General features: G+C 67.1%; 25 protein-coding genes. 9 read left to right on the top strand and 16 right to left on the bottom strand.

Annotated features, from left to right (window positions below; all coding sequences use genetic code 11):
* Positions 1-21: 21 nt before the first annotated feature.
* The gene (locus GXN78_RS15230) at positions 22-729 is read left to right on the top strand and encodes a phenylalanine--tRNA ligase beta subunit-related protein (protein WP_106559278.1); all 708 of its coding nucleotides are present in this window, start codon (positions 22-24) and stop codon (positions 727-729) included.
* 6 nt (positions 730-735) lie between these two features.
* Here GXN78_RS15230 and GXN78_RS15225 read toward each other — a convergent pair whose 3' ends face one another.
* Positions 736-1,170: a hypothetical protein gene (locus GXN78_RS15225; protein ID WP_106559277.1), complete on the bottom strand. Its 435-nt coding sequence runs from the start codon at positions 1,168-1,170 to the stop codon at positions 736-738.
* Positions 1,167-1,760, bottom strand: a complete 594-nt coding sequence (locus GXN78_RS15220; RefSeq protein ID WP_204162227.1) for a hypothetical protein — start codon at positions 1,758-1,760, stop codon at positions 1,167-1,169. The genes GXN78_RS15225 and GXN78_RS15220 overlap by 4 nt, the downstream gene beginning before the upstream one ends.
* 184 nt (positions 1,761-1,944) lie before the next feature.
* Here GXN78_RS15220 and GXN78_RS15215 point away from each other — a divergent pair, with 184 nt between their 5' ends.
* Positions 1,945-2,607 carry a nucleoside 2-deoxyribosyltransferase gene (locus GXN78_RS15215; RefSeq protein ID WP_106559276.1) on the top strand — a complete coding sequence of 221 codons (663 nt, stop codon included), beginning with the start codon at positions 1,945-1,947 and terminating at the stop codon, positions 2,605-2,607.
* Here the strand turns inward: GXN78_RS15215 and GXN78_RS15210 are convergent.
* The 14 genes from GXN78_RS15210 to GXN78_RS15145 all read right to left on the bottom strand — a co-directional run bounded on the left by GXN78_RS15210 (position 2,552) and on the right by GXN78_RS15145 (position 15,850).
* Entirely contained in the window at positions 2,552-3,709 is a 1,158-nt protein-coding gene (locus GXN78_RS15210; RefSeq protein WP_106559275.1) for a Gfo/Idh/MocA family oxidoreductase, read from the bottom strand. The two genes, GXN78_RS15215 and GXN78_RS15210, sit on opposite strands and share 56 nt — an antisense overlap.
* A 7-nt stretch (positions 3,710-3,716) precedes the next feature.
* The gene (locus GXN78_RS15205) at positions 3,717-4,679 is read right to left on the bottom strand and encodes a substrate-binding domain-containing protein (RefSeq protein ID WP_106559274.1); all 963 of its coding nucleotides are present in this window, start codon (positions 4,677-4,679) and stop codon (positions 3,717-3,719) included.
* A 52-nt stretch (positions 4,680-4,731) separates the two neighbouring features.
* On the bottom strand, positions 4,732-5,712 hold the full coding sequence (locus tag GXN78_RS15200; RefSeq protein WP_106559317.1) for an ABC transporter permease: 981 nt from the start codon (positions 5,710-5,712) through the stop codon (positions 4,732-4,734).
* 13 nt (positions 5,713-5,725) lie between these two features.
* Positions 5,726-7,252, bottom strand: a complete 1,527-nt coding sequence (locus GXN78_RS15195) for a sugar ABC transporter ATP-binding protein (RefSeq protein ID WP_106559273.1) — start codon at positions 7,250-7,252, stop codon at positions 5,726-5,728.
* The gene (locus tag GXN78_RS15190) at positions 7,249-8,418 is read right to left on the bottom strand and encodes an ROK family protein (RefSeq protein ID WP_106559316.1); all 1,170 of its coding nucleotides are present in this window, start codon (positions 8,416-8,418) and stop codon (positions 7,249-7,251) included. The genes GXN78_RS15195 and GXN78_RS15190 overlap by 4 nt, the downstream gene beginning before the upstream one ends.
* Before the next feature lie 236 nt (positions 8,419-8,654).
* The gene (locus tag GXN78_RS15185; protein ID WP_106559272.1) at positions 8,655-9,074 is read right to left on the bottom strand and encodes a F0F1 ATP synthase subunit epsilon; all 420 of its coding nucleotides are present in this window, start codon (positions 9,072-9,074) and stop codon (positions 8,655-8,657) included.
* A 21-nt stretch (positions 9,075-9,095) separates the two neighbouring features.
* Positions 9,096-10,511 carry a F0F1 ATP synthase subunit beta gene (gene atpD, locus GXN78_RS15180; RefSeq protein WP_106559315.1) on the bottom strand — a complete coding sequence of 472 codons (1,416 nt, stop codon included), beginning with the start codon at positions 10,509-10,511 and terminating at the stop codon, positions 9,096-9,098.
* Between the two features lie 52 nt (positions 10,512-10,563).
* The gene (gene atpG, locus GXN78_RS15175; protein ID WP_106559271.1) at positions 10,564-11,439 is read right to left on the bottom strand and encodes a F0F1 ATP synthase subunit gamma; all 876 of its coding nucleotides are present in this window, start codon (positions 11,437-11,439) and stop codon (positions 10,564-10,566) included.
* Between the two features lie 18 nt (positions 11,440-11,457).
* Positions 11,458-13,011, bottom strand: coding sequence for a F0F1 ATP synthase subunit alpha (gene atpA / locus GXN78_RS15170; protein WP_106559270.1), 1,554 nt, complete (start codon positions 13,009-13,011; stop codon positions 11,458-11,460).
* A 36-nt stretch (positions 13,012-13,047) separates the two neighbouring features.
* On the bottom strand, positions 13,048-13,578 hold the full coding sequence (locus GXN78_RS15165) for a F0F1 ATP synthase subunit delta (protein WP_106559269.1): 531 nt from the start codon (positions 13,576-13,578) through the stop codon (positions 13,048-13,050).
* Positions 13,579-13,588: 10 nt separating this feature from the next.
* Entirely contained in the window at positions 13,589-14,059 is a 471-nt protein-coding gene (locus GXN78_RS15160; RefSeq protein WP_106559268.1) for a F0F1 ATP synthase subunit B, read from the bottom strand.
* A gap of 90 nt (positions 14,060-14,149) precedes the next feature.
* Positions 14,150-14,416: a F0F1 ATP synthase subunit C gene (atpE, locus tag GXN78_RS15155; RefSeq protein ID WP_170855569.1), complete on the bottom strand. Its 267-nt coding sequence runs from the start codon at positions 14,414-14,416 to the stop codon at positions 14,150-14,152.
* Between the two features lie 68 nt (positions 14,417-14,484).
* Entirely contained in the window at positions 14,485-15,354 is an 870-nt protein-coding gene (gene atpB / locus GXN78_RS15150; protein ID WP_106559267.1) for a F0F1 ATP synthase subunit A, read from the bottom strand.
* A gap of 13 nt (positions 15,355-15,367) precedes the next feature.
* Complete coding sequence (locus GXN78_RS15145) at positions 15,368-15,850, bottom strand: ATP synthase subunit I (protein ID WP_106559266.1); 483 nt, start codon at positions 15,848-15,850, stop codon at positions 15,368-15,370.
* 170 nt (positions 15,851-16,020) lie between these two features.
* Here GXN78_RS15145 and GXN78_RS15140 point away from each other — a divergent pair, with 170 nt between their 5' ends.
* From GXN78_RS15140 to GXN78_RS15110, 7 genes are read left to right on the top strand one after another with little or no spacing between them, the layout of a single operon-like run.
* Entirely contained in the window at positions 16,021-16,926 is a 906-nt protein-coding gene (locus tag GXN78_RS15140) for a D-amino acid aminotransferase (RefSeq protein WP_106559265.1), read from the top strand.
* Entirely contained in the window at positions 16,923-17,219 is a 297-nt protein-coding gene (locus GXN78_RS15135) for a DUF493 family protein (RefSeq protein ID WP_106559264.1), read from the top strand. The genes GXN78_RS15140 and GXN78_RS15135 overlap by 4 nt, the downstream gene beginning before the upstream one ends.
* Positions 17,216-17,893, top strand: a complete 678-nt coding sequence (gene lipB, locus GXN78_RS15130; RefSeq protein WP_106559263.1) for a lipoyl(octanoyl) transferase LipB — start codon at positions 17,216-17,218, stop codon at positions 17,891-17,893. Before GXN78_RS15135 ends, lipB begins: the two co-directional genes overlap by 4 nt.
* 17 nt (positions 17,894-17,910) lie before the next feature.
* Positions 17,911-18,891 carry a lipoyl synthase gene (gene lipA / locus GXN78_RS15125; RefSeq protein ID WP_106559262.1) on the top strand — a complete coding sequence of 327 codons (981 nt, stop codon included), beginning with the start codon at positions 17,911-17,913 and terminating at the stop codon, positions 18,889-18,891.
* A gap of 34 nt (positions 18,892-18,925) precedes the next feature.
* Entirely contained in the window at positions 18,926-20,452 is a 1,527-nt protein-coding gene (locus tag GXN78_RS15120; RefSeq protein ID WP_106559314.1) for a class I adenylate-forming enzyme family protein, read from the top strand.
* Positions 20,433-21,047, top strand: a complete 615-nt coding sequence (locus GXN78_RS15115; protein ID WP_239142721.1) for an SLC13 family permease — start codon at positions 20,433-20,435, stop codon at positions 21,045-21,047. Before GXN78_RS15120 ends, GXN78_RS15115 begins: the two co-directional genes overlap by 20 nt.
* A 41-nt stretch (positions 21,048-21,088) precedes the next feature.
* Positions 21,089-22,825, top strand: coding sequence for an IS1634 family transposase (locus tag GXN78_RS15110; protein ID WP_106561502.1), 1,737 nt, complete (start codon positions 21,089-21,091; stop codon positions 22,823-22,825).
* Positions 22,826-22,841 lie beyond the last annotated feature (16 nt).

The following is a 22,841-nucleotide window of genomic DNA, read 5'->3' as shown; positions in this document are numbered from 1 at the left end:
CCGCCGATCGCGACATTGCCCATGAAGTTCTTCCACAGCCCCGCCATCTGGGCGGCCCATCCGAGCCTGCACGCGGGCGTTCTTCACGTCGAGCAGGTGCGGCCGCAGGCAGCGGCAGCCGATCAGCTGGCCCGCTTCCATGCCCTCGCCCGCACGCGGCTGGCACAAGGACCCGAAGGCGAGTTCGCGGAGATCCAGGCCTGGCGCCGCACCTTTTCAGCAATGGGGCTCAAGCCTACGCAATACCGCTGCGCCGCCGAGTCCCTGCTGCGCCGCTTCCGCAAGGAGGACAGCCTGCCTTCATTGCATCCGTTGGTCGACCTTTGCAATGCAGCCTCGCTGGCCAACGCCGTCCCGATCGCCGTGTTCGATCTGGCACGGGTGGCGGACTTCCTCGAGGTGCGCCCTGCGTCCGGCAGCGAGATCCATGAGAGCTTCGCGGGCGAAGCGGAGCACCCCGAGCCCGGCGAAGTGATCTTTGCCGATGCGAGCGGCCACGCGCATGCGCGGCGCTGGTGTCATCGGCAGAGCGCGCTGTCCTGCGTGCGCGAGGACACGGTCAGCGCGCTTGTCGTGACGGAAGCAATGCACGCCGCCGCGGCGAGCGACATCGCTCGGCTGACGGGGACGCTGGCCGATGCGATGCGGGCGGCGGGATGGCAGGTCACCGCGCACGCGCAGCTCAAGGCGGATGCGCCCCTGTTCGAGTGGCCACGTGCTGCGCCCTGAATGCCATCACAGCGATAACAGCCGCTGCATGAAGGCGCGGTAGCGGCGCAAGGCCAGGCGCAGCTTCTCCGTCGATCCGGTATCCGCCGCCCCATCACCCTGGGCGTCGAGTCCCGCCCGATCTTCCGAGAAGGTCTGCGCCAGGTTCTGCAGCATCTGCCGGACCAGTTCGTCCGCGTCTCGCACGGCCTGCTTCGGATCGTCGACGAAGCCGATCTGCACCGCGTCCCAGCGGGCGCGGAAATCACGGGTCGCGTCGGTCGTGAAGAGCGGGGCCAGGGCATCATCGTCGGCACCGTCCGCCGGCAGCGGATTCTGGGCCACCACCGGCTGGTCGAGGTCGTCCGGCGGGACGCGCGCATCGGCGCTCGGCGTCTGGGTCTGGGCCTGCGTGGCTCGGGCCGCGACGGGCCGTTCATCCTGCTTGGTTCCGAAAATCATGATCGTGCCTCCACCGGCCTGGCCGGCATCCGACGTGGTTCCTCGACGCTGACTTCGAGCAGTTCGTCGAACAGTGCTCGGTAGTGCACCACCGCCTTGCGCAGCTCCTCGGTCTCGACTTCGCCGCTCAGGGTGCGCGCATGGATGGCCTGCGCCGCGCGGTAGTTCCTCACCACCGCCGGATGGTCCACCGAGATATCGGCGGCACGATGCTCGAAGTCGCTCATCGGATAGCCGCGCTTCTGCATGAGCTCGCGCACCAGCTGATCCGCCTGCGTCACCGCGCCGGCAGGGTTGTCGACGAAATCGGCCTGCACGCGGTTCCATGCGCTGCTGAAGCGGGCGCCTTCACCCGGCGCCAGCGGAACGATGCGCAACTGGCCGACGCGCGCCTCGCGCTGCCGGAGCTCGGCCTCGGCCTTGGCTCGGCTGCCGTGCTCTCTGACGGCCAGGTCGTACTCGTCACCGAAGCGCTCGGCGAGCCGGCCGGACTGTCGTTTTCGATAGAGGAAATAGGCGGCCAGCGCGACAAGTGCGAGAACCACGACGATCCCCACCACCCACCAGGCCTGCATGCTCACGGTGTCCATACGCATCTCCCTTCACATCGAGAAACCCGCTCGTGCGTGCCGCGGATGCAGCAGCGAGCGCGTGCGGATGCCTGCATGCTGATTCGCCTGCGGCGCCCGATCGGCAGCGCAGGGGCGTTTTCAGCTGTGGGAGCGAACCTACACACCCGGCCCGCGCGTGCGCCGGGCCCTTGCGTGCTGGAGAATGCAAGCCCAAGCTCGTGATGACCCGACGACCACCGACGCGACCATGCCCCAGCCCCAACCTTCCCGGCCTCGCGTCTATCTCGCTGGTCCGGACATCTTTTTTCGCGACTGCGAGCGGATCTACCAGGACCTGAAGGCTCACTGCGCGCGCCTGGGCCTGGAGGGCATCGAGCCTTCGGACGGTGGTCTGGGCGCAGACTTCAAGGGCACCGACGACGAACGGGCGCGCCTCATCTACGAGGGCAACATCGCCCTTATCCGGCAGTGCGACGGCGCGATCGCCAACCTGATGGACTTCCGCGGGCTCGAGCCGGATTCGGGCACCGTGTTCGAGGTCGGCTTTGCGGTGGCGCTGGGCAAGCCGGTGGTGGTCTACGGCGTGCCGGCGGGCAGCTATGCGAGCCGCGTGGGCGCGGCGATGGCGTGCACGCAAGATGCGGACGGCGTCACGCGGGAGCGGGAGAACGGCGTGATGGTGGAAGGGCTGGGGCAGCGCCTGAACCTGATGCTGGCCTGCTCGACGGCGATCGAGGCGACGGCGGAGGCGGCCCTGGCGCGGCTGGCGAAGATGCTGCATGCCCTCTCCCAGAGGGAGAGGGAGCAAGTCACCAGGCCGTCCACTTCTGCTCGCTCCGGCTCGACGCCACCACGCGCTCGATGAAGCGCACGCCGCGCGCGCCGTCCTCCACGCGCGGGTAGTCGGTTTCCACCGCATCAACCTGTAGGCCCCCGAGCCGCGCGCGCACGTCGGCCACGACACCGGCATACACATTGGCGAAGGCCTCGATGAAGCCTTCCGGATGGCCGCTGGGCAGGCGGCTCGCACGCCGCGCCGATTCGCCCAGCCACGGCGAGCCGCGCGTCAGCACGCGCCGCGGCCCGTCGTGCGGCAGGTGCAGCAGCTCGCTGGGCTGCTCCTGCCGCCACACCAGCGTGCCCAGCGTGCCGGAGACGCGCAGGCGCAGGTCGTTCTCCAGGCCGGTGTTGACCTGCGAGGCGACCAGCACGCCGCGCGCCCCGCCTTGGAAGCGCAGCAGCACGCTGCCGTCGTCGTCGAGCGGGCGGCCGGGCACCAGCGCGCTCAGGTCGGCGCAGAGGCTTTCGATCTCGAGCCCCGTCACGGTCGCGACCAGGTTTTCGGCATGCGAGCCGATGTCGCCGATGGCGCCGGCCGCGCCGCTCTTTTCCGGATCGCTGCGCCAGGCGGCCTGCTTGTTGCCTTCCTTTTCCAGCTGGGTGGCGAGCCAGCCCTGGTTGTATTCGACGACCACCTTGCGGATTTCGCCGAGCCGGCCACTCTTCACCATCTCGCGCGCCTCGCGCACCATCGGGTAGCCGGTGTAGTTGTAGGTCACGGCGAACACAGTGCCCTGCCGCGCCACCGCTGCGACCAGCGCATCGGCCTGCGCGCCGGTGTGCACCAGCGGCTTGTCGCACACCACGTGGAAGCCGGCCTCGACGAAGGCCTGCGCCACCGGGAAGTGCAGGTGATTGGGCGTGACGATGGAGACGAAGTCGATGCGCTCCCCGGCGGGCCGCTTCAGTTCGTCGTCCAGCAGGGCTTGCCAATCGCCGTGGTTGCGGTCGTCGGCCAGCCAGAGCTCGCGCCCGGAGGCCTTAGCCTTCTCAGGGCTGGACGACAGCGCGCCGGCCACCAGCTCAGCCTGCCCGTCAAGCGCGATCGCCTTGCGGTGCACCGCGCCGATGAAGGCATCGCGCCCGCCGCCGACCATGGCGTAGCGCAGCTTTCGTGTCGCCGGCATCGGGACCTCAGAACGGCGAGTTGGGGTGGTAGAAGTCCTTGGCGTTTTCCTTGGTGATCAGCACCGAAGGAATGATGGTGGTCGCCGGCAGCTTCTCGCCCTTCAGCCGCGCTTCGGCCGTGAGCTTGATGGCGTCGTAGATGAACTTGGGCGAGTAGCTCACGTCGGCCTGGATGCGCGGGTCCTTGCCGTCCAGGATGGTCTTGACCATGCCCTTGGCGCCGGCGCCGCCGAAGATGACCTTGATGTCGTCGCGCTTGGCCTGCTCGATGGCCTTGAGCACGCCGACGGCCATGTCGTCGTCGGCCGCCCAGATGGCGTCGATCTTCTTGAAGCGGGTCAGGTAGTCCTGCGTGACCTTGAAGGCGTCGTCGCGGTTCCAGTTGGCGTACTTGGCGTCGAGCAGCTTGATGTCGGGATGGTTCTTGAGCACGCCGTTGAAGGCGTCCATGCGCTCGTTGTCCAGCGTGGTGGCGATGCCGCGCAAGGCGACGATCTCGCCCTTGCCGCCCAGCTTCTTGGCGATGTACTCGGCGGGGATCTTGCCGAAGGCGGTGTTGTCGCCGGCCACGTAGGCGTCCTGCGCGCTGGTGTCGGTCAGGCCGCGGTCGACGACGGTGACATAAGTGCCCTTGGCCTTGACCTGGGCCACCGGCTTGGTGAGCGCGGCCGACTCGAAGGGGAAGATCACCAACGCGTTGATCTTGGTCACCGTCGACAGGTCCTGCAGCTGGTTCGCCTGCTCGGGCGCGTTGGCGGCGGTCTTGATGGTGATCTTGAGGTCCTTGTGCTCCTTCTCCAGATCCTTCTTCGCCTGGTTGGCCCAGTAGTTGATGCCGCCCATGAAGCTGTGCGTCGCGGCCGGAATCGAGACGCCGAGGTTCACTTTCTCCGCAGCGAGCGCCGGAATGGCTGCAAGCGCGGCAGCGGCGACCGCGGTGAGTGCGATGCGTCGGGTGAGATGCTTCATTGACTTGTCTCCTTGGTTGAAAAGTTCACTGACACGAAATCGGACGGCCCCGTCAACGGCGGCCTCGTTGAAGGAAAGCGACCACGATGATCACGAAGCCCTGCACCGCGGCATTGAGGTACACGCTGATGATGCTCGTGAGGTTGAGGATGTTGCTGATGACCGAGAGCAGGATGGCGCCGATCACGGTGCCGGTGATGCTGCCCGCGCCGCCCTTGAGCGCGGTGCCGCCGACGATCACCGCGGCGATCGCCTCCAGCTCCCACAGCAGGCCGGTGGTGGGCGAGGCCGAGCCCAGGCGCGGCACGTAGAGCAAGGTCGCGATGCCCACGCAAACGCCCAAGAGCACGTAGGTGAGGATCTTCACGCCGTCGACGCCCACCGCCGCGTAGCGCGCGACCTGCTCGTTGGAGCCGATGGCCTGCACATAGCGGCCGTAGGCGGTGCGATTGAGGATCAGGCCACCGATCACCGCGACGACCAGGAACACCCACACCGGCACCGGGATGCCCAGCAGGCTCGCGTAGTAGACCGGCGCGTAAAGGTCGGACAGCTCGTTGTCCAGCGTGAGCGCGCCGCCGTCGGCGAAGTAGGTGAGGTAGGCGCGGAAGATGCCCAGCGTGCCGAGCGTGACGATGAAAGGCTCGATGCGGCCCTTGGTGATGAGCAGGCCGTGGGCCAGCCCGAAGACGGCGCCCAGCACCACCGCGAGCAGCGCTCCGAGCAGCACCGCCAGCAGCGGCGAGCCGAGCGCCGGCCCCATGGCGTTGATGAACATGATCACGCAGCCCGCGATCAGCGCGGCCATCGAGCCCACCGAGAGATCGATGCCGCCCGAGATGATCACGAAGCACATGCCCACCGCGATGATGCCGATGAAGGCGGTGCGGGTGAGCACGTTCATCGCGTTGTCGAGGGTGGCGAAGTCGCTGTTGAGCAGCGTGCCGGCAATGCACAGCAACACCAGGCCGATGACGGGGCCGAGGCCGTGCAGGCGCTCGGTCCAGCGCGGCCGGGTTTCGCTGCGGTGCATGGCGCCCGCGACTTCAGGCGTGGCTTGCTGCGGTTCCGGTGGCATGGGCGATCAGCTCCTCTTCGGTCAATTGGTCAGCGTCCAGCGTGGCGACGAGCCGGCCGGCGCGCATCACCGCAACGCGGTGGCACAGGCCGATCAGCTCCATCAGCTCCGAGGAGACGACGATCACGGCCAGCCCCTCGCGGGCCAGCCGCTGGATCAGGAAATAGATGTCGCGCTTGGCGCCGACATCGACGCCGCGGGTGGGCTCGTCGAGCACCACCACCTTCGGCTTGGGTTGCAGCACCTTGGCCAGCGCGAGCTTCTGCTGGTTGCCGCCCGAGAGCGAAGAGGCGCGCGCGTCCAGGTCGCCGGTGCGGATGCCGAAGTCCTTCACCGCGGCAGCCAGCGCGCTGCGCTCGGCCTCGGGCTTGAGCCAGGGCTGGGCATAGCGCTCCAGCGCCATCAGCGTGAGGTTCTGGCGCAGGCCCAGGTGCACGTGCAGGCCCTTGCCCTTGCGGTCCTCGCTGAGGTAGGTGAGGCCGTGGCGCGCGGCGTCGCGGGGATTGCGCAGCTGGACGGGCTTGCCGGCGATCTCGACGCTGCCGGCGCTGACGGGGCGCAGGCCCAGCAGGCCCTCGAAGAGCTCGGTGCGGCCGGCGCCCACCAGGCCGGCGAAGCCCAGGATCTCGCCGGGGCGCACCTCGAAGCTGGCGCTGTCGGCCCAGCCGGGCACGCTGAAATCGCGCACCTGCATCGCGGGCGCATGCGCCGCCGTGACGGGGTCGCGCGGCGGGTACAGGTCGGCCAGCTCTCGGCCCACCATCAGGTTGGCCATCTGGTGGCGCGTGAGCTCGGCGGTGGGCGCGCGGGTGACGAAGCGGCCGTCGCGCATCACGATCACTTCGTCGGTCACGCGCTCGACCTCGTCGAGCTTGTGCGAGATGTAGACGATGGTGACGCCGTCGGCGCGCAGCTGCGCGATCAGGCGGAACAGGCGCTCGGTCTCGCCGGGCGTGAGCGTGGCGGTGGGCTCGTCCATGATCAGCAGGCGGGCGTGGCGCGAAACCGCCTTGGCGATCTCGACCAGCTGCTTCTCGGCCACGATCAGGCGGCGCACCTTGGTGCGCGGATCGACCTTCAGGCCGACCTGCGCGAGCGCGGCCGCGGCATCGCGGTCCATCGCGGCGTCGTCGAGCAGCCAGCCCCTCTTCTTCTCGTGGCCGAGGAAGATGTTCTGCGCCACGCTCAAGTCCTCGGCGAGGTTGAACTCCTGGTGGATCAGCACGATGCCCAGCGCCTCGGCCTCGCGCGAGCTCGCGAAGACCTGCGGCTCGCCGTTGACGTGGACCGAGCCGCCGGTGATCGGCTCGTAGCCGGCCAGGATCTTCATCAGCGTGGACTTGCCGGCGCCGTTCTCGCCCAGGAGGCCGTAGACGCGCCCGGGCTCGAGCGAGAAGCTCACGCCGTGCAGCACCTGCACCGGCCCGAAAGCCTTCACCACCTGTTCGAACTCGACGGCGACGGTGCGTCTCGGCGGATGCTGCTGCTGCGTCATGGCGCCACCCCCCGGACCTTGAGCGTCTCGTGCATCGCCAGCACGCCCGCGCCGACCAGGCCGGCCTGCGCGCCCAGCGGCGTGTACTGGATCTCCAGGTGCCGCGTCGACAGCGCCAGCGAGCGGTGGTAGACGCTCTGGCGCAGCGCCGCCAGGAACAGCGGCCCGATGTGGGTGATGCCGCCGCCGATGAACACATGCGAGGGATTGAAGAAGTTGACGATGGAGGCCAGCATCTGCCCGATCAGCTGGCCGGCGCGCTGCACGATCGCATTGGCCGCCGCGTCGCCGGCGCGGCTGGCTTGGCCGACGTCGACCGCGTCGATGCGGCCCTGCGCGCGCAGGCGCTCGGCGAGCGCGCGGCTCTCGCCCGCTTCCGCCGCCTGCATTGCCATGCGCGTGATGGCCGGGCCGGCCGCCATCGCCTCGACGCAGCCCAGGTTGCCGCAGTGGCACAGCGGCCCTTCCTGGTCGACGCAGATGTGGCCCACGTCGCCGGCCGAGCCGGCCGCGCCGCGGTACACCTCGCCGTGGCAGACGATGCCGCAGCCGATGCCGGTGCCGACCTTGATGACGAGGAAGTTGGACAGCGAGCGCTTCAGGCGCCAGAGCTCGCCCAGCGCCATCAGGTTCACGTCGTTGTCGACGAAGACGGGGGCCGCGTAGTCCTCGCGCAGGTAGTCGCGAATCGAGAAGCTGTCCCAGGCCGGCATCAGCGGCGGGTTCACCAGCTGGCCGATCTCGAAGTTGACCGGGCCCGGCACGCCGATGCCGATGCCGATCACCTGCTTGGCTCCGAAGCCGCAGCGGCCCAGCAGCTCGCGCATCAGCACGCGCACACGGGCCAGCACCACGCCGGGGCCTTCGCGCACGTCGGCCGGCTCGGCATGCTGGGCCAGCACGCTCAGGTCGGGCCGCAGCACGGCCACGTCGAGGCTGGTGGCGCCGATGTCCACGCCGACCAGAACGCCCAGGCCTTCGTGCAACTGGAGGTTCTCGGCGCGGCGCCCGCCGGAGGAACGCTGCAGGCCGGCCTCGGCCAGCAGGCCCTGCTCGACCAGCCCGGCGATCAGCGCATTGGCCTTGCTCTTGGAAAAGCCCAGCCGCTCGGCCATGGCATGGCGCGAGCCGCCGGCGGACCAGAAGGTCGTTTCCAGCAGCGCCATCTCGTCGGCAGTGAGGCCGCTCCAGGGTGCCAAGCGCTTGTCTCCGTTGTTCGTCTTGGATCCGGGCAGCGCGCTTGCTGTCGGATCGAAGGCGAATACTAGGCGTTGATCTTCAGCCGAACAAGATTGAACTTCGGCCTAATTTGGTTCCAAGATGGCAGCGCGCAGCGGGTCGGCGCAATAAAAAAGCCGCCCGGATGGGCGGCTTTTTGGAAAGGGCGGTGGTCGCGCCTTGCTTATTTTTTCTGGCGGTATTTGCGCAGCGCGGCGATCTGAGCGGCCATCACGGCCAGCTCGGATTGCGCCAGCGCGATGTCGATGTCGCTCTTGGCCTTCTTCAGCGCTTCCTCGGCCGCGGCCTTGGACTTGTTGGCCTTCTCTTCATCGAGGTCCTTGCCGCGGATCGCGGTGTCGGACAGCACGGTGACGGTGTTGGGCTGCACTTCCAGGATGCCGCCGGCCACGAAGACGAATTCCTCGCCGCCATCGGCCGTCTCGATGCGCACGGCACCGGGGCGGATGCGCGTGATCAGCGGCGTGTGGCGCGGATAGATGCCGAGCTCGCCGGCTTCACCCGGCAGCGCGACGAACTTGGCCTCGCCCGAGAAGATGGACTCCTCGGCGCTGACCACGTCGACGTGAATGGTGTTTGCCATCGGGGTTCCTATGCAGCCGCCTTAGGCGACCTTCTTGGCCTTCTCGAAGGCCTCGTCGATGCCGCCCACCATGTAGAAGGCCTGCTCCGGCAGGTGGTCGGCCTCGCCGTTCACGATCATCTTGAAGCCGCGGATGGTTTCGGCCAGCGGCACGTACTTGCCGGGCGAACCGGTGAACACCTCGGCCACGTGGAAGGGCTGCGACAGGAAGCGCTGGATCTTCCGGGCGCGGGCCACGGCCAGCTTGTCGTCGGGCGCCAGTTCGTCCATGCCCAGGATGGCGATGATGTCGCGCAGTTCCTTGTAGCGCTGCAGCGTGCCCTGCACGGCGCGGGCCACGTTGTAGTGCTCTTCGCCGACCACATGCGGGTCGAGCTGGCGCGAGGTCGAGTCCAGCGGGTCCACGGCGGGGTAGATACCCAGCGAGGCGATGTCGCGCGACAGCACCACGGTGGAGTCCAGGTGGGCGAAGGTGGTGGCTGGCGAGGGGTCGGTCAAGTCGTCGGCCGGCACGTACACGGCCTGGATCGAGGTGATCGAGCCCACCTTGGTCGAGGTGATGCGCTCCTGCAGGCGGCCCATTTCCTCGGCCAGCGTCGGCTGGTAGCCCACGGCGGAAGGCATGCGGCCCAGCAGCGCCGACACCTCGGTACCGGCCAGCGTGTAGCGGTAGATGTTGTCGACGAAGAAGAGCACGTCGCGGCCTTCGTCGCGGAAGGATTCGGCGATGGTCAGGCCGGTCAGCGCCACGCGCAGGCGGTTGCCCGGGGGCTCGTTCATCTGGCCGTAGACCATGGCCACCTTCGACTCGGCGAGGTTCTCGAGGTTGACCACGCCCGAATCGGACATCTCGTGATAGAAGTCGTTGCCTTCGCGGGTGCGTTCACCCACGCCGGCGAACACCGACAGGCCCGAGTGAGCCTTGGCGATGTTGTTGATGAGCTCCATCATGTTCACGGTCTTGCCCACGCCGGCGCCGCCGAACAGGCCCACCTTGCCGCCCTTGGCGAAGGGGCAGACCAGGTCGATCACCTTGATGCCGGTTTCCAGCAGGTCCTGCGAGGGCGAGAGCTCGTCGTAGGCCGGCGCCTTGCGGTGAATCGAAGCGGTGACCTCCTGGCCGACCGGGCCGCGCTCGTCGATCGGGCGACCGAGCACGTCCATGATGCGGCCCAGGGTCGCCTTGCCCACGGGCACGGTGATCGGGTTGCCGGTGTTGGTCACGACGAGGCCGCGGCGCAGGCCGTCGGACGAGCCGAGCGCAATGGTGCGCACGACGCCGTCGCCGAGCTGCTGCTGCACTTCGAGGGTCAGCGTGCCGCCTTCGTATTGCAGGGCGTCGTACACCTTGGGCATCTGGTCGCGCGGGAATTCCACGTCGACCACGGCGCCGATACATTGAACGATCTTGCCTTGCGTTGTATTTGCTTGAGCCATCATCTGCTCCGATAAAAACTAAATCTGGTTGAGGTCGAGGGACCGAAGGCCTTCAAACGCCTGCGGCCGCCGCAGCGCCCGAAACGATCTCCGACAGCTCTTTGGTGATGCCGGCCTGGCGGGTCTTGTTGTAGACCAGCTTGAGCTCGTCGATCACGTTGCCGGCGTTGTCAGTCGCAGACTTCATGGCGACCATGCGCGCCGACTGTTCCGACGCCATGTTCTCGGCCACGGCCTGGTACACCAGCGACTCGACGTAGCGCACCAGCAGTTCGTCGATCACGCTCTGCGCATCGGGCTCGTAGATGTAGTCCCACGAGTGCTGGCCCTTTTCCATCTTCAACGACTCGGCGGCCAGCGGCAGCAGCTGTTCGACCACCGACTCCTGGCGCATCGTGTTGATGAACTTGGTGTAGCAGAGGTAGACCGCGCTGAGCTTGCCTTCGGCGTACGCGTCGAGCAGCACCTTGACCGGGCCGATCAGCTTGTCGAGATGCGGGGTGTCGCCCAGCTGGGTGACATGCGAGACCACGCGAGCGCCGATGCGGTTGAGGAAACCCAGGCCCTTGTTGCCGATGGCCACCGCCTCGACGGCGACGCCGGCGGCCTGCTGCTCGCGCAGCTTGGTCGTCACGGCGCGCAGCACGTTGGTGTTCATGCCGCCACACAGGCCCTTGTCGGTGGTGACGACGATGAAGCCCGCGGCCTTCACGTCGTTGACCTTCATGAAGGCATGCGTGTACTCCGGGTTCGCCTGGCCGAGGTTGGCCGCGATGTTGCGGATCTTCTCGCTGTAGGGGCGGGCGGCGCGCATGCGTTCCTGCGCCTTGCGCATCTTCGACGCGGCCACCATTTCCATGGCCTTGGTGATCTTCTTGGTGTTCTCCACCGATTTGATCTTGCCGCGGATTTCCTTACCAGCTGCCATTGGGACTCCTTGGGTCGATCAGGCGAACGACTTCTTGAACGCCGTCACGGCGGTCGTCAGCTCGGCCTCGGCGTCCTTGTCGATCGCCTTGGCCTGCTCGATCTTGTCGAGCAGCGCGCCGTGGCTGGACTTGAGGAACTGGTGCAGGCCGTGTTCGAAGGCGAGCACCTTCTTGACGTCGAGATCGTCCATGAAGCCCTTGTTCACCGCGAACAACGAGGCACCCATCAGCGAGATGGGCAGCGGGCTGTACTGGGGCTGCTTCAGCAGTTCGGTCACGCGGGCGCCGCGGTCGAGCTGCTTGCGGGTGGCTTCGTCCAGGTCGGAGGCGAACTGCGCGAAGGCCGCGAGTTCGCGGTACTGCGCGAGGTCGGTACGGATGCCGCCCGACAGGCTCTTGATGACCTTGGTCTGCGCCGACGAACCCACCCGCGACACCGAGATACCGGCGTTGATGGCGGGCCGGATGCCGGCGTTGAACAGGTTGGTTTCCAGGAAGATCTGGCCGTCGGTGATCGAGATCACGTTGGTCGGCACGAAGGCGGACACGTCGCCGGCCTGCGTCTCGATGATCGGCAGCGCGGTCAGCGAACCGGTCTTGCCCTTCACTTCGCCCTTGGTGAAGGCTTCGACGTAGTCGGCGTTCACGCGGGCTGCGCGTTCGAGCAGGCGGCTGTGCAGGTAGAACACGTCGCCGGGGTAGGCTTCGCGGCCTGGCGGGCGGCGCAGCAGCAGCGACACCTGGCGGTAGGCCACGGCCTGCTTGGACAGGTCGTCATAGACGATCAGCGCATCTTGCCCGCGGTCGCGGAAGTACTCGCCCATCGTGCAGCCCGAATACGCGCTGACGTACTGCATGGCGGCCGATTCGGAAGCCGAGGCGGCCACGACGATGGTGTAGTCCATCGCACCGGCTTGCTCCAGCGCACGCACCACGTTCTTGATCGACGAAGCCTTCTGGCCGATCGCGACGTAGACGCAGGTCATGTTCTGACCCTTCTGGTTGATGATCGCGTCGATCGCCACAGCGGTCTTGCCGGTCTGGCGGTCGCCGATGATCAGCTCGCGCTGGCCGCGGCCGATCGGCACCATCGAGTCGATGGACTTGAGGCCGGTCTGCATCGGCTGGTCAACCGACTTCCGCGCGATCACGCCCGGGGCGACCTTCTCGATCACGTCGGTCAGCTTGGCGTTGACCGGGCCCTTGCCGTCGATCGGCTGGCCCAGCGCGTTGACCACGCGGCCGATGAGCTCGGGGCCGACCGGCACTTCCAGGATGCGGCCCGTGCACTTGACGGTGTCGCCTTCGGAAATGTGCTCGTACTCGCCCAGAATCACGGCGCCGACGGAGTCGCGCTCGAGGTTCAGCGCCAGGCCGAAGGACGGCGTGCCGTCCGCGGAAGGCGGGAACTCGAGCATTTCGCCCTGCATCGCGTCCGACAGGCCGTGCACGCGCACGATGCCGTCGGTCACCGACACCACGGTGCCTTCGTTGCGGATGTTCGCGCTGACGCCAAGACCCTCGATGCGGCTCTTGATCAGCTCGGAAATTTCTGCGGGATTGAGTTGCATGACTCTTTCCTTCTTTCGTTGAGGGGGCTGGCGGCCTCAGGCTGCCAGCGCAACTTTCATTTGTTCGAGGCGCGCCTTGACGGAGGTGTCGAGCACCTCGTCACCCACCACCACGCGGATGCCACCGATCAGGGACGGGTCCTGCTCGACGGTGACCTGCAGCTTGCGGCCGAAGCGCTTTTCGAGCGCGGCGGCCACGCCGTTGAGCGAAGCGGCGTCGATCGGAAAGGCGCTGTACACCACCGCATCGGACGAGCCGCTCTGCGCATTCGCCAGGGCCCGGAACTGCCTGGCGATCTCCGGCAGCGCGGTGAAGCGGCCGTTCTCGAGCAGCGCCATCAGGAAGTTGTTGGCGGCCGGGGGCAGCGCAGCGCCGTTGGCGCCGGCAATCACACCCAGCACCTGCTCGGGCGTGGCCTTGGGGTTGTCGGCGAACTGCTGCAGCTCGGGATTGGCGGCGATGGCCGCGACCCTCTCGAGCCATGCGCCGGCGCCGGCGAGGTCCGTCGAAGACGCCTTGAACAGCGCTTCGGCGTAGGGGCGTGCAATGGTGGCGAGTTCAGCCATGGCGTCCGTTTCAGAGTTCGGTCTGCAGCCGCGAAAGCAGATCGGCGTGCACGGCCGGATTCACTTCCTTGCGCAGGATCTGCTCGGCGCCCTTGACGGCCAGCACGGCCACCTGCTCGCGCAGCGTCTCGCGCGCCTTCACGGCCTGTTGCTCGGCTTCGGCGCGGGCGGCCGCCACGATCTTGTTGCCTTCTTCCGTGGCGCGGGCCTTGGCCTCTTCAACGATGGCCTGCGCACGGCGTTCGGCATCGGCCAGGCGCTGCGCCGACTCGTTGCGTGCCTTGCCCAGCTCGACTTCCACCCGCTTGTCCGCTTCCGACAACGCGACCTTGGCCTTGTCGGCTGCGGCCAGGCCTTCGGCGATCTTCTGGGCACGGTCATCCAGCGCCTTGGCGATCGGCGGCCACACGAACTTCATCGTGAACCCGACAAGAATCAGGAACACGATCATCTGGACGATCAGGGTACCGGTAATGCTCACTTTTCACCCTCTCTTTGGGATTGAAATCCGGCGCCGTTCTTCATGAGGAAGAAAGGTCTGCAGCGGTTTCGACGAGAAGCCTGCGCTCAATTACTTCGGCAGGTTGGCGATCTGCGAGAGGAAGGGGTTGGCGGTGGCGAACCACAGCGCGATACCGGTACCGATGATGAACGCGGCGTCGATCAGACCGGCCAGCAGGAACATCTTGGTCTGGAGTTCACCCATCAGCTCGGGCTGGCGGGCGGCCGACTCGAGGTACTTGCTGCCCATGATGCCGATGCCGATACAAGCGCCCACGGCGCCCAGACCGATGATCAGGCCGGCGGCCAGGGCGACAAAGCTAATAACTTCCATGATGACTCCTAAGGACTTTGGTTGAAGAGAAAAAGAAAAAACGAAAGCGGAAAGAACGCAGGGAACCCGGATCAGTGGTGATCGTGGGCTTGGCCCACGTACACCAGCGTCAGCATCATGAACACGAAGGCCTGCAGCGTGATGATCAGGATGTGGAAGATGGCCCAGGCGGTGCCGGCGATGATGTGGCCGAGCGCCAGGAAGATCCCGGTGGCCGACAGCGTGAAGGCGCCGCCCATCAGCGCGATCAGCAGGAAGATCAGTTCACCGGCATACATGTTGCCGAAGAGACGCATGCCATGCGAGACGGTCTTGGCGACGAACTCGATGATCTGCATGGCGAAGTTGAAGGGGTACAGCCAGATCTTGTTGCCGAAGGGCGCGGTGAAGAGCTCGTGCACCCAGCCGCCGGCACCTTTGATCTTGATGTTGTAGTACAGGCAGATCAGCAGCACGGAAACCGACATACCCATCGCCACCGAAAGGTCCGCCGTAGGCACGACGCGCAGGTAGGCGTGGTGCGGGTCGTGGCCGGCGGCACCGAAGATCTGGGCCCAGATCGCGGGCAGCAGATCGACCGGCAGCAGGTCCATCGCATTGAGCATGAAGATCCACACGAAGATCGTGAGCGCCAGCGGCGCGACGAACTTGCGGCTTTGGGCGTTGTGGACGATGCCCTTGGCCTGCTGGTCGACCACCTCGACCAGGATCTCGACGGCGGCCTGGAAGCGACCCGGGACGCCCGAGGTCGCCTTGCGAGCAGCCAGCCAGAGCAGCCAGCAGCCGAGCACGCCGAGCGCGATCGAAAAGAACAGGGAGTCGAAGTTGAAAACCGAGAAATCGGCAACACCTGCCGGCTTGGAGCTTTGAAGATGGGTCAAGTGGTGAACGATGTATTCACCAGCGGTCTGACCATGTTCCGCAGCGTTTTCAGCAGCCATCCGTTACTCGTCTTTAAATTTTCGGGCGTTTGGGCGCCAGCATTACCGCCACCCACGCCGCCTTCATTGTCACCACCAAGCCCACCAGCATCGCCGGCCAACTCAGTTCCGTTATCAGTCTCGGCGCGGCGAGCAGCATCGCCACCGACAAGACCAGCTTGACCATTTCCCACAAGAAGAACCCGAGCACCGCGGTGCCCGCATTCAGCGAAGAAAACCTCCCCGTCAGTCCTCTTGCGAACACCGCGGAGGGAATCACCACCGCCAATGCGCCGTATCCGGCGGACCACCCCAAATTCTGCCTCCCCGACAAGCCCCAGGCGGCCAATGCCACCAGCAGCCCCGCCGCGACCTGGATCGCGATCACGCGCCACGGCGAGATCAGCGGTTTCCGCTCGCGCAGCCGCTGGGCCTCCTCGGCAGTCAGCGGCTTGAAGTCGGCATCCGGGTCTTGTCCGTCCTCATGAACATGCGCATCGCGGGCAATTGTTTTCATATCGAATGAAGCCCGGATGACGACCCAGAAATTCTACAAAGCCGCTGATTATAAGTAGAAACCCACGGCCCTTTGCCAGCTTCCCGTCAGGTTTGCCAACACCCTTGCCGATCACGCGGGCGCCAGGGCAGGCATTGGAAAGCACAGCGCAGCCCCCACCATAATCCCTCATGCACCCGATCGCCGAAGCTCTCCCCGATTCTCTCTGCTATCTCGACGGCGTCTACACGCCGCTGCGCGACGCCAAAATCAGCGTGCTGGACCGCGGCTTCATCTTCGGCGACGGCGTCTATGAAGTGGTGCCCGTCTACGGCGGCGCGCCCTTCTGCTTCGAGGAACACATGGCGCGGCTGGACCGCTCGCTGGCCGAGCTGCGCATTACCAACCCGCTCACGCGCGAGGAATGGCAAGCGATCGCGATGCGCCTGGTCGAGGCCAGCCCCGCCGAGCAGCGCGCCGCCGTGCAGGCGCTCTACATCCAGGTCACGCGTGGCGTTGCGCCGCGCGAACACGCGATGCCCCAGGGCCTCGTGCCCACCGTGTTCGTGATGCTCAACCCGCTGAAGCCGGTGCCCGACGCGGCGCGCGCCAAGGGCGTGGCCTGCGTCAGCGCGCAGGACTTCCGCTGGCAAAAGGCGCACATCAAGAGCACCAGCCTGCTGGGCGCGGTGCTGGCGCGGCAGATCAGCGTGGAGGCCGGCGCAGCCGAGACCGTCATGTTCCGCGGCGACTGGCTGAGCGAGGCCTCGTCGAGCAACGTCTGGGTGGTGAAGGACGGCGCGGTGAGCGGCCCTCCCAAGGACGAGCTGGTGCTCGCGGGCATCCGCTACGGCCTGATCGAGCGCATCTGCGGCGAGGCCGGCATCCCCTTCTCGCTGCGCCGCATCGCGCGCGACGAAGTCTTCGGCGCCGACGAGTTGCTGCTGTCCTCGGCCACCAAGGAGGTGCTGCCGGTCGTCACGCTCGACGGCGAGCCCATCGGCACGGGCCGCACGGGCCCGGTCTTCCAGGCCATCGATGCCGGCTACCAGCGCGCCAAGGAACGCAGCGCGCACGACCACGGAGTGACAGCATGACCCCCCCCCCTTCCGACACCCCGATCGACGCGCGCAAGGAATCGCTGATCGAGTACCCCTCGCAGTTCCCGATCAAGGTGATGGGCGCCAAGGCCGACGGCTTCGTGCATGCCATCACGCAGATTGCCCAGCAGTTCGATCCGGCCTTCGACGCCAGCACCGTCGAGCTGCGCAACAGCAAGGCAGGCAACTACCTGGGCGTGACGATCACCGTGACCGCCACCAGCCGCGAGCAGCTGGACGACATCTACCGCGCGCTCACTGCGCATCCGATGGTCAAGGTGGTGCTGTGACGCTCGAGGTCGACTGGCTCGGCCAGGTCGACTACGCGCCCATCTATGCGGCGATGCAGCGCCTGACGCAGGGCCGCACGCCGGAATCGGCCGACCTGCTGTGGATCTGCGAGCACTCGCCGGTCTACACGCAGGGCCTGGCCGGCAAGGCCGACCATGTGCTGAATCCCGGCGAGATCCCCGTGGTGCAGACCGATCGCGGCGGGCAGGTGACCTACCACGGGCCGGGGCAGGTGGTGGCCTATCCGCTGATCGACCTCAAGCGTGCGGGCTACTACGTCAAGGAGTATGTGTATCGCATCGAGGAGTCGGTGATCCGCACGCTGGCGCATTTCGCGGTGACCGGGCACCGCGTGGGCGGGGCGCCGGGTATCTACGTCCGGTTGGACGATCCGTTTTCGCATGCACGGCTGCAGCCCTCACCACAGGGGGACCCCGCCCCCTTCCACGGCCTCGGCAAGATCGCCGCCCTCGGCATCAAGATCACCCGCCACCGCACCTACCACGGCGTCGCGCTCAACGTCGCGATGGACCTCGAACCCTTCTCCCGCATCAACCCTTGCGGCTACCCTGGCCTGAAAACCGTCGACCTTTCTACAATCGGCGTTCAAACAACCTGGGACGAAGCCGCGCAGGTGCTGGCCAGCAAGCTCGCCATCTACCTCGCGCCCTGAGCCCCGCCCACGCACCCATGAGCACCCCCGAAGTCGTCCGCGACGCCCAAGGCCCCGCCACCTACAACCCGCTGGCCAAGCAGAAGGCCGCGGCCAAGCTCTCGCGCATCCCGGTGAAGGTGGTGCAGGGCGAGGTGCTCAAGAAGCCCGAGTGGATCCGCGTCAAGGCCGGCAGCCCGAGCACGCGCTTCTACGAGATCAAGCAGATCCTGCGCGAAAGCAACCTGCACACCGTCTGCGAAGAGGCCTCCTGCCCCAACATCGGCGAATGCTTCGGCAAGGGCACCGCCACCTTCATGATCATGGGCGACAAGTGCACCCGGCGCTGCCCCTTCTGCGACGTGGGCCACGGCCGGCCCGACCCGCTGGACCAGGACGAGCCCCTCAACCTCGCCAAGACCATCGCCAAGCTGCGCCTCAAGTACGTGGTGATCACCAGCGTGGACCGCGACGACCTGCGCGACGGCGGCAGCCAGCACTTCGTGGACTGCATCCGCAACATCCGCGAGCTCTCGCCGCAGACGCAGATCGAGATCCTGGTGCCCGACTTCCGCGGCCGCGACGACCGCGCGCTCGAGATTCTCAAGGCCGCGCCGCCGGACGTCATGAACCACAACCTCGAGACCGCGCCGCGCCTCTACAAGGAAGCGCGTCCGGGCAGCGACTACCAGTTCAGCCTCAACCTGCTGAAGAAGTTCAAGGCCCTGCATCCGAAGGTGCCGACCAAGAGCGGCATCATGGTCGGCCTGGGCGAGAGCGACGAGGAGATCCTGCAGGTCATGCGCGACATGCGCGCGCACGACATCGACATGCTGACCATCGGCCAGTACCTCGCGCCCAGCAGCAGCCATCTCCCGGTGCGCCGCTACGTGCATCCCGACACCTTCAAGATGTTCGAGGAAGAGGCCTACAAGATGGGCTTCAGCCACGCCGCGGTGGGCGCGATGGTGCGCAGCAGCTACCACGCCGACCAGCAGGCGCACGCCGCCGGCGTCTGAGGGGAGCCCGCGGATGAGCGCGATCGACGCCGCGATGGCACGCGAGTTCGGCGCCATCGCCGATCTGATCCGCCTGCATGCGCAGGAAGCCCCGTCCCGCGCTGCGCTCGCCGATTCCCAACGAACGCTGGACTACGGCGCGCTCGATGCGCTGATGGACCGCGTGGCCGCGAGCCTGCAGCGCGACGGCCTGCGCGCGGGCGACGCCATCGCGATCTGCGCCGCCTCGAGCACGCAGTACGCCGCACTGTTCCTCGGCGCCTTGCGCGCCGGCATCGCGGTCGCGCCGCTGGCGCCCGGCTCCACGCCCGCCAGCCTCGCCAGGATGATCGAGGACGCTCAGGCGCGCATCCTCTTCCTCGACGCCGCGGCAGCCGAGGTGATCGGCGCGCCGGAGAAGGACGCCATCCCGCGCATCGCGCTCGACGCCTCCGCGGCCGGGCAGGCCTTCGAGGCCGCCTGGCTGGCCCCGACGGGCGCGCGGCCGCAAGCCGTCGAGCCGCAGCCCGCCTGGCCCTTCAATATCATCTATTCCTCCGGCACCACCGGCGAGCCCAAGGGCATCGTGCAGGGCCACGGCATGCGCTGGGCCCACGTGCAGCGCGGCGCCAAGTACGGCTACGGGCCCGACACCGTGACGCTGCTGTCGACGCCGCTGTACTCCAACACCACGCTGGTGGTCTTCTTCCCCACCCTCGCCTACGGCGGCTGCGTGCTGCTGATGCCGAAGTTCGACGCCGCCGGCTACCTGGCGCTGGCCGAGCGGCATCGCGTGACCCACACGATGCTGGTGCCGGTGCAGTACCAGCGCCTGATGGCGCACCCGGCCTTCGACAAGCACGACCTCTCCAGCTTCCGCTTCAAGTTCAGCACCAGCGCTCCCTTCGGCGCCGCGCTCAAGGCCGATGTGCTGAAGCGCTGGCCCGGCGGCCTGGTCGAGTTCTACGGCATGACCGAGGGCGGCGGCACCTGCATCCTCGAAGCGCACCTGCACCCCGACAAGCTGCACACCGTGGGCCAGCCGGCCGAGGGCAGCGACATCCGCCTGATCGACGAATCGGGCCGTGAGGTCGCGCGCGGCGAGGCCGGCGAGGTGGTGGGCCATTCGGCCGGCATGATGGTCGGCTACCACCGCCAGCCCGAGAAGACGCGCGAGGCCGAGTGGTTCGACCCGGCAGGCAAACGCTTCATCCGCACCGGCGACGTCGGTCGCTTCGACGAGGAGGGCTTCCTCACCCTCTTCGACCGCAAGAAGGACATGATCATCAGCGGCGGCTTCAACATCTACCCGAGCGACCTCGAAGCCGTGCTGCGCGGCCACGCGGCAGTGGCCGAGGCCGCGGTGGTCGGCATGCCCTCGGAGCAATGGGGCGAGACGCCGGTGGCCTTCGTGGTGCGGCGCGCAGGCGACGAAACGCCGGGCGAGGCGCTGCTGCAATGGGCCAATGCCCAGCTCGGCAAGACGCAGCGGCTCGCGCGCCTGCACCTGATCGACGAGCTCCCGCGCAGCGCGATCGGCAAGGTGCTCAAGCGCGAGCTGCGTGAGCGCGACGCCCGCTGAAGCCGAGGCCGCCACGGCCGAGCACGGCGGCGGGCACGGCCTCCTGTGGGTGCTGCTGGCGGTGGCCGTGGTCTTCGCCTTCGTGCGCCCGCGCGCGCCGCTGGACTACCTGAAGCTGATCGACTGGCAGACGGTGGGCGCCCTGGCCGGCCTGCTCGCCATCACGCAGGGCGTCGAGCGCAGCGGCATGCTGCAGTCCGTCGCCGCGCGACTGCTCGCGCGCACCACCGAACTGCGCCACCTGGTCTTCTTCCTCGTCGCGACCGCCGCAGGACTCTCTGCGCTGGTCACCAACGACGTGAGCCTGTTCCTGCTGGTGCCGCTCACAAGGGTGCTGGCGGCGCAGGCCCACCTGCCGCTGGCGCGGCTGGTCGTGCTGGAGGCGCTGGCCGTGAACGCAGGCTCTGCCCTCACGCCGATCGGCAATCCCCAGAACCTGTACCTCTGGCACCGCTCGGGCGAGAGCTTCCTGGGCTTCATGGGCATGACCGAAGTTCCCGCCCTCTGTAGTTACTCCAACTACGGCAAGTGCTTGTCGCTGCTGATGAATCCTCCTCTCTGGAGGATTTTTTTGGATGATACATGTAGTCACTAAATTGACTTGAAGTTTGATGATATGTGACTAGAGTTGTTTCCATGGCAGCCCGAACCGGTACCGCTCATGTCGTCACTACGACGCGCACCTACAAGGACCAGGTCTATCGCACCCATCTGCTGCGCCGCAGCTACCGCGAGGACGGCAAGGTCAAGAACGAGACCCTGGGCAACCTGTCGCACCTGCCCGATGAGCTCATCGAGATCATCCGGCGCTCGCTGCAGGGCGAGACCTTCGTGCCCGTGTCCTCGGCGTTCCAGATCACGCGCTCGCGTCCCCACGGCCATGTGCAGGCAGCAGGCGCCGCGATGGCCAGCCTGGAGATGGCCTCGCTGCTGGCCTCCAAGCCCTGCGCCGAGCGTGCGCTGGTGCTGGCCATGGTGGCCGCGCGCATCGTCGCCCCGCACACGAAGCTCGCCACCACGCGCTGGTGGCACACCACGACACTGGCCGAGGACTTCGGTGTCGCCGACGCCGATGAGGATGATCTGTATGCGGCGATGGACTGGCTGCTCGAGCGCCAGGATCGCATCCAGAAGAAGCTCGCCTCGCGCCATCTGAGCCCCGGTGGCCTGGTGCTGTACGACCTGTCCTCCAGCTACTTCGAGGGCAGTTGCTGTCCGCTGGCCAAGCTTGGCTACAGCCGCGATGGCAAGAAGGGCCTGCTGCAGGTCAACTACGGCCTGCTCACCGATGCGCGCGGCTGCCCGCTGGCCGTGTCGGTGCACGAGGGCAACGTCGCCGACAGCCAGACCTTGATGCCCGAGGTCAAGCGGCTGCGCGAGGACTTCGGCATCGAGCAGCTGGTGATGGTGGGCGACCGCGGAATGATCTCGAACAAGGCCATTGACGAGATGCGCGAGAGCGACGGCATCGCCTGGATCACGGCGCTGAAGAGCGTCTCGATCCGCGCGCTGGTCGAGCAAGGGCAGCTGCAACTGGACCTGTTCGACGAGCGCAATCTGCTCGAGCTGAGCTCGCCGGACTATCCGGGCGAGCGCCTGGTGGCATGCCGCAATCCGGAGCTTGCCAAGCTGCGCACGCACAAGCGCGAGGAGTTACTGGCGGCCACCGAGGCCAACCTCGAGAAGATCAAGGCCCGCGTGGACGCGGGCAAGCTCGCCGGGAAGGATGAGATCGGCTTGCGCGTGGGCAAGGTGATCAACCAGTACAAGATGGCCAAGCACTTCGAGTTGGCCATCGGCGACACCGCCTTTACCTTCGCGCGCAAGACAGACGCCATTGCCGCCGAGGCGGCGCTGGACGGCATTTACATCATCCGTACGTCGGTGCCGCCCACACAGATGGACTCGGCCGACTGCGTGCGCAACTACAAGGCGCTCGCCAACGTCGAGCGCGCGTTCCGCTCGCTCAAGACGATCGACCTAAAGGTGCGCCCGATCCACCACCGCACCGCCGATCGGGTACGGGCTCACATCTTCCTGTGCATGCTGGCCTACTACGTCGAGTGGCACATGCGCGAGGCTTGGGCGCCGCTGATGTTCGCCGACACCGACCGGCGCGCCAAGGCCACGCGTGACCCGGTGGCGCCGGCCACGCGTTCCAAGGCGGCGCTGGCCAAGGCAGCCCGCCACACCCTGGACGACGGCACGCCCGTGCACAGCTTCTCCACCCTGATGGCCGAGCTCGCCACCATCGCGCGCAATACCTGCCGAGCCCCACAGGCCGGCCCCGAGGCGCCGACCTTCGAGGTCCTCACCACGCCCAACGCCAAGCAGCAGCGCGCGCTCGACCTCATCCAGCAGATCCGCCTGTAGACAGAAGTCGGAACCC

Origin of the sequence: Variovorax sp. WS11 (genome assembly GCF_010499245.1) — a bacterium.
In the GTDB taxonomy this organism is placed as follows: Bacteria; Pseudomonadota; Gammaproteobacteria; order Burkholderiales; family Burkholderiaceae_C; genus Variovorax.
This window is presented reverse-complemented; position numbering and strand designations above follow the sequence as displayed.

Bases quoted from the DNA above. Each gene is read 5' to 3' on its own strand.
- GXN78_RS15230 (WP_106559278.1), top strand. From the start codon at position 22: ATGAAGTTCTTCCACAGCCCCGCCATCTGGGCGGCCCATCCGAGCCTG.
- GXN78_RS15225 (WP_106559277.1), bottom strand. From the start codon at position 1,170: ATGATTTTCGGAACCAAGCAGGATGAACGGCCCGTCGCGGCCCGAGCC.
- GXN78_RS15220 (WP_204162227.1), bottom strand. From the start codon at position 1,760: ATGGACACCGTGAGCATGCAGGCCTGGTGGGTGGTGGGGATCGTCGTG.
- GXN78_RS15215 (WP_106559276.1), top strand. From the start codon at position 1,945: ATGCAAGCCCAAGCTCGTGATGACCCGACGACCACCGACGCGACCATG.
- GXN78_RS15210 (WP_106559275.1), bottom strand. From the start codon at position 3,709: ATGCCGGCGACACGAAAGCTGCGCTACGCCATGGTCGGCGGCGGGCGC.
- GXN78_RS15205 (WP_106559274.1), bottom strand. From the start codon at position 4,679: ATGAAGCATCTCACCCGACGCATCGCACTCACCGCGGTCGCCGCTGCC.
- GXN78_RS15200 (WP_106559317.1), bottom strand. From the start codon at position 5,712: ATGCACCGCAGCGAAACCCGGCCGCGCTGGACCGAGCGCCTGCACGGC.
- GXN78_RS15195 (WP_106559273.1), bottom strand. From the start codon at position 7,252: ATGACGCAGCAGCAGCATCCGCCGAGACGCACCGTCGCCGTCGAGTTC.
- GXN78_RS15190 (WP_106559316.1), bottom strand. From the start codon at position 8,418: ATGGCGCTGCTGGAAACGACCTTCTGGTCCGCCGGCGGCTCGCGCCAT.
- GXN78_RS15185 (WP_106559272.1), bottom strand. From the start codon at position 9,074: ATGGCAAACACCATTCACGTCGACGTGGTCAGCGCCGAGGAGTCCATC.
- atpD (WP_106559315.1), bottom strand. From the start codon at position 10,511: ATGGCTCAAGCAAATACAACGCAAGGCAAGATCGTTCAATGTATCGGC.
- atpG (WP_106559271.1), bottom strand. From the start codon at position 11,439: ATGGCAGCTGGTAAGGAAATCCGCGGCAAGATCAAATCGGTGGAGAAC.
- atpA (WP_106559270.1), bottom strand. From the start codon at position 13,011: ATGCAACTCAATCCCGCAGAAATTTCCGAGCTGATCAAGAGCCGCATC.
- GXN78_RS15165 (WP_106559269.1), bottom strand. From the start codon at position 13,578: ATGGCTGAACTCGCCACCATTGCACGCCCCTACGCCGAAGCGCTGTTC.
- atpB (WP_106559267.1), bottom strand. From the start codon at position 15,354: ATGGCTGCTGAAAACGCTGCGGAACATGGTCAGACCGCTGGTGAATAC.
- GXN78_RS15145 (WP_106559266.1), bottom strand. From the start codon at position 15,850: ATGAAAACAATTGCCCGCGATGCGCATGTTCATGAGGACGGACAAGAC.
- GXN78_RS15140 (WP_106559265.1), top strand. From the start codon at position 16,021: ATGCACCCGATCGCCGAAGCTCTCCCCGATTCTCTCTGCTATCTCGAC.
- GXN78_RS15135 (WP_106559264.1), top strand. From the start codon at position 16,923: ATGACCCCCCCCCCTTCCGACACCCCGATCGACGCGCGCAAGGAATCG.
- lipA (WP_106559262.1), top strand. From the start codon at position 17,911: ATGAGCACCCCCGAAGTCGTCCGCGACGCCCAAGGCCCCGCCACCTAC.
- GXN78_RS15120 (WP_106559314.1), top strand. From the start codon at position 18,926: ATGGCACGCGAGTTCGGCGCCATCGCCGATCTGATCCGCCTGCATGCG.
- GXN78_RS15110 (WP_106561502.1), top strand. From the start codon at position 21,089: ATGGCAGCCCGAACCGGTACCGCTCATGTCGTCACTACGACGCGCACC.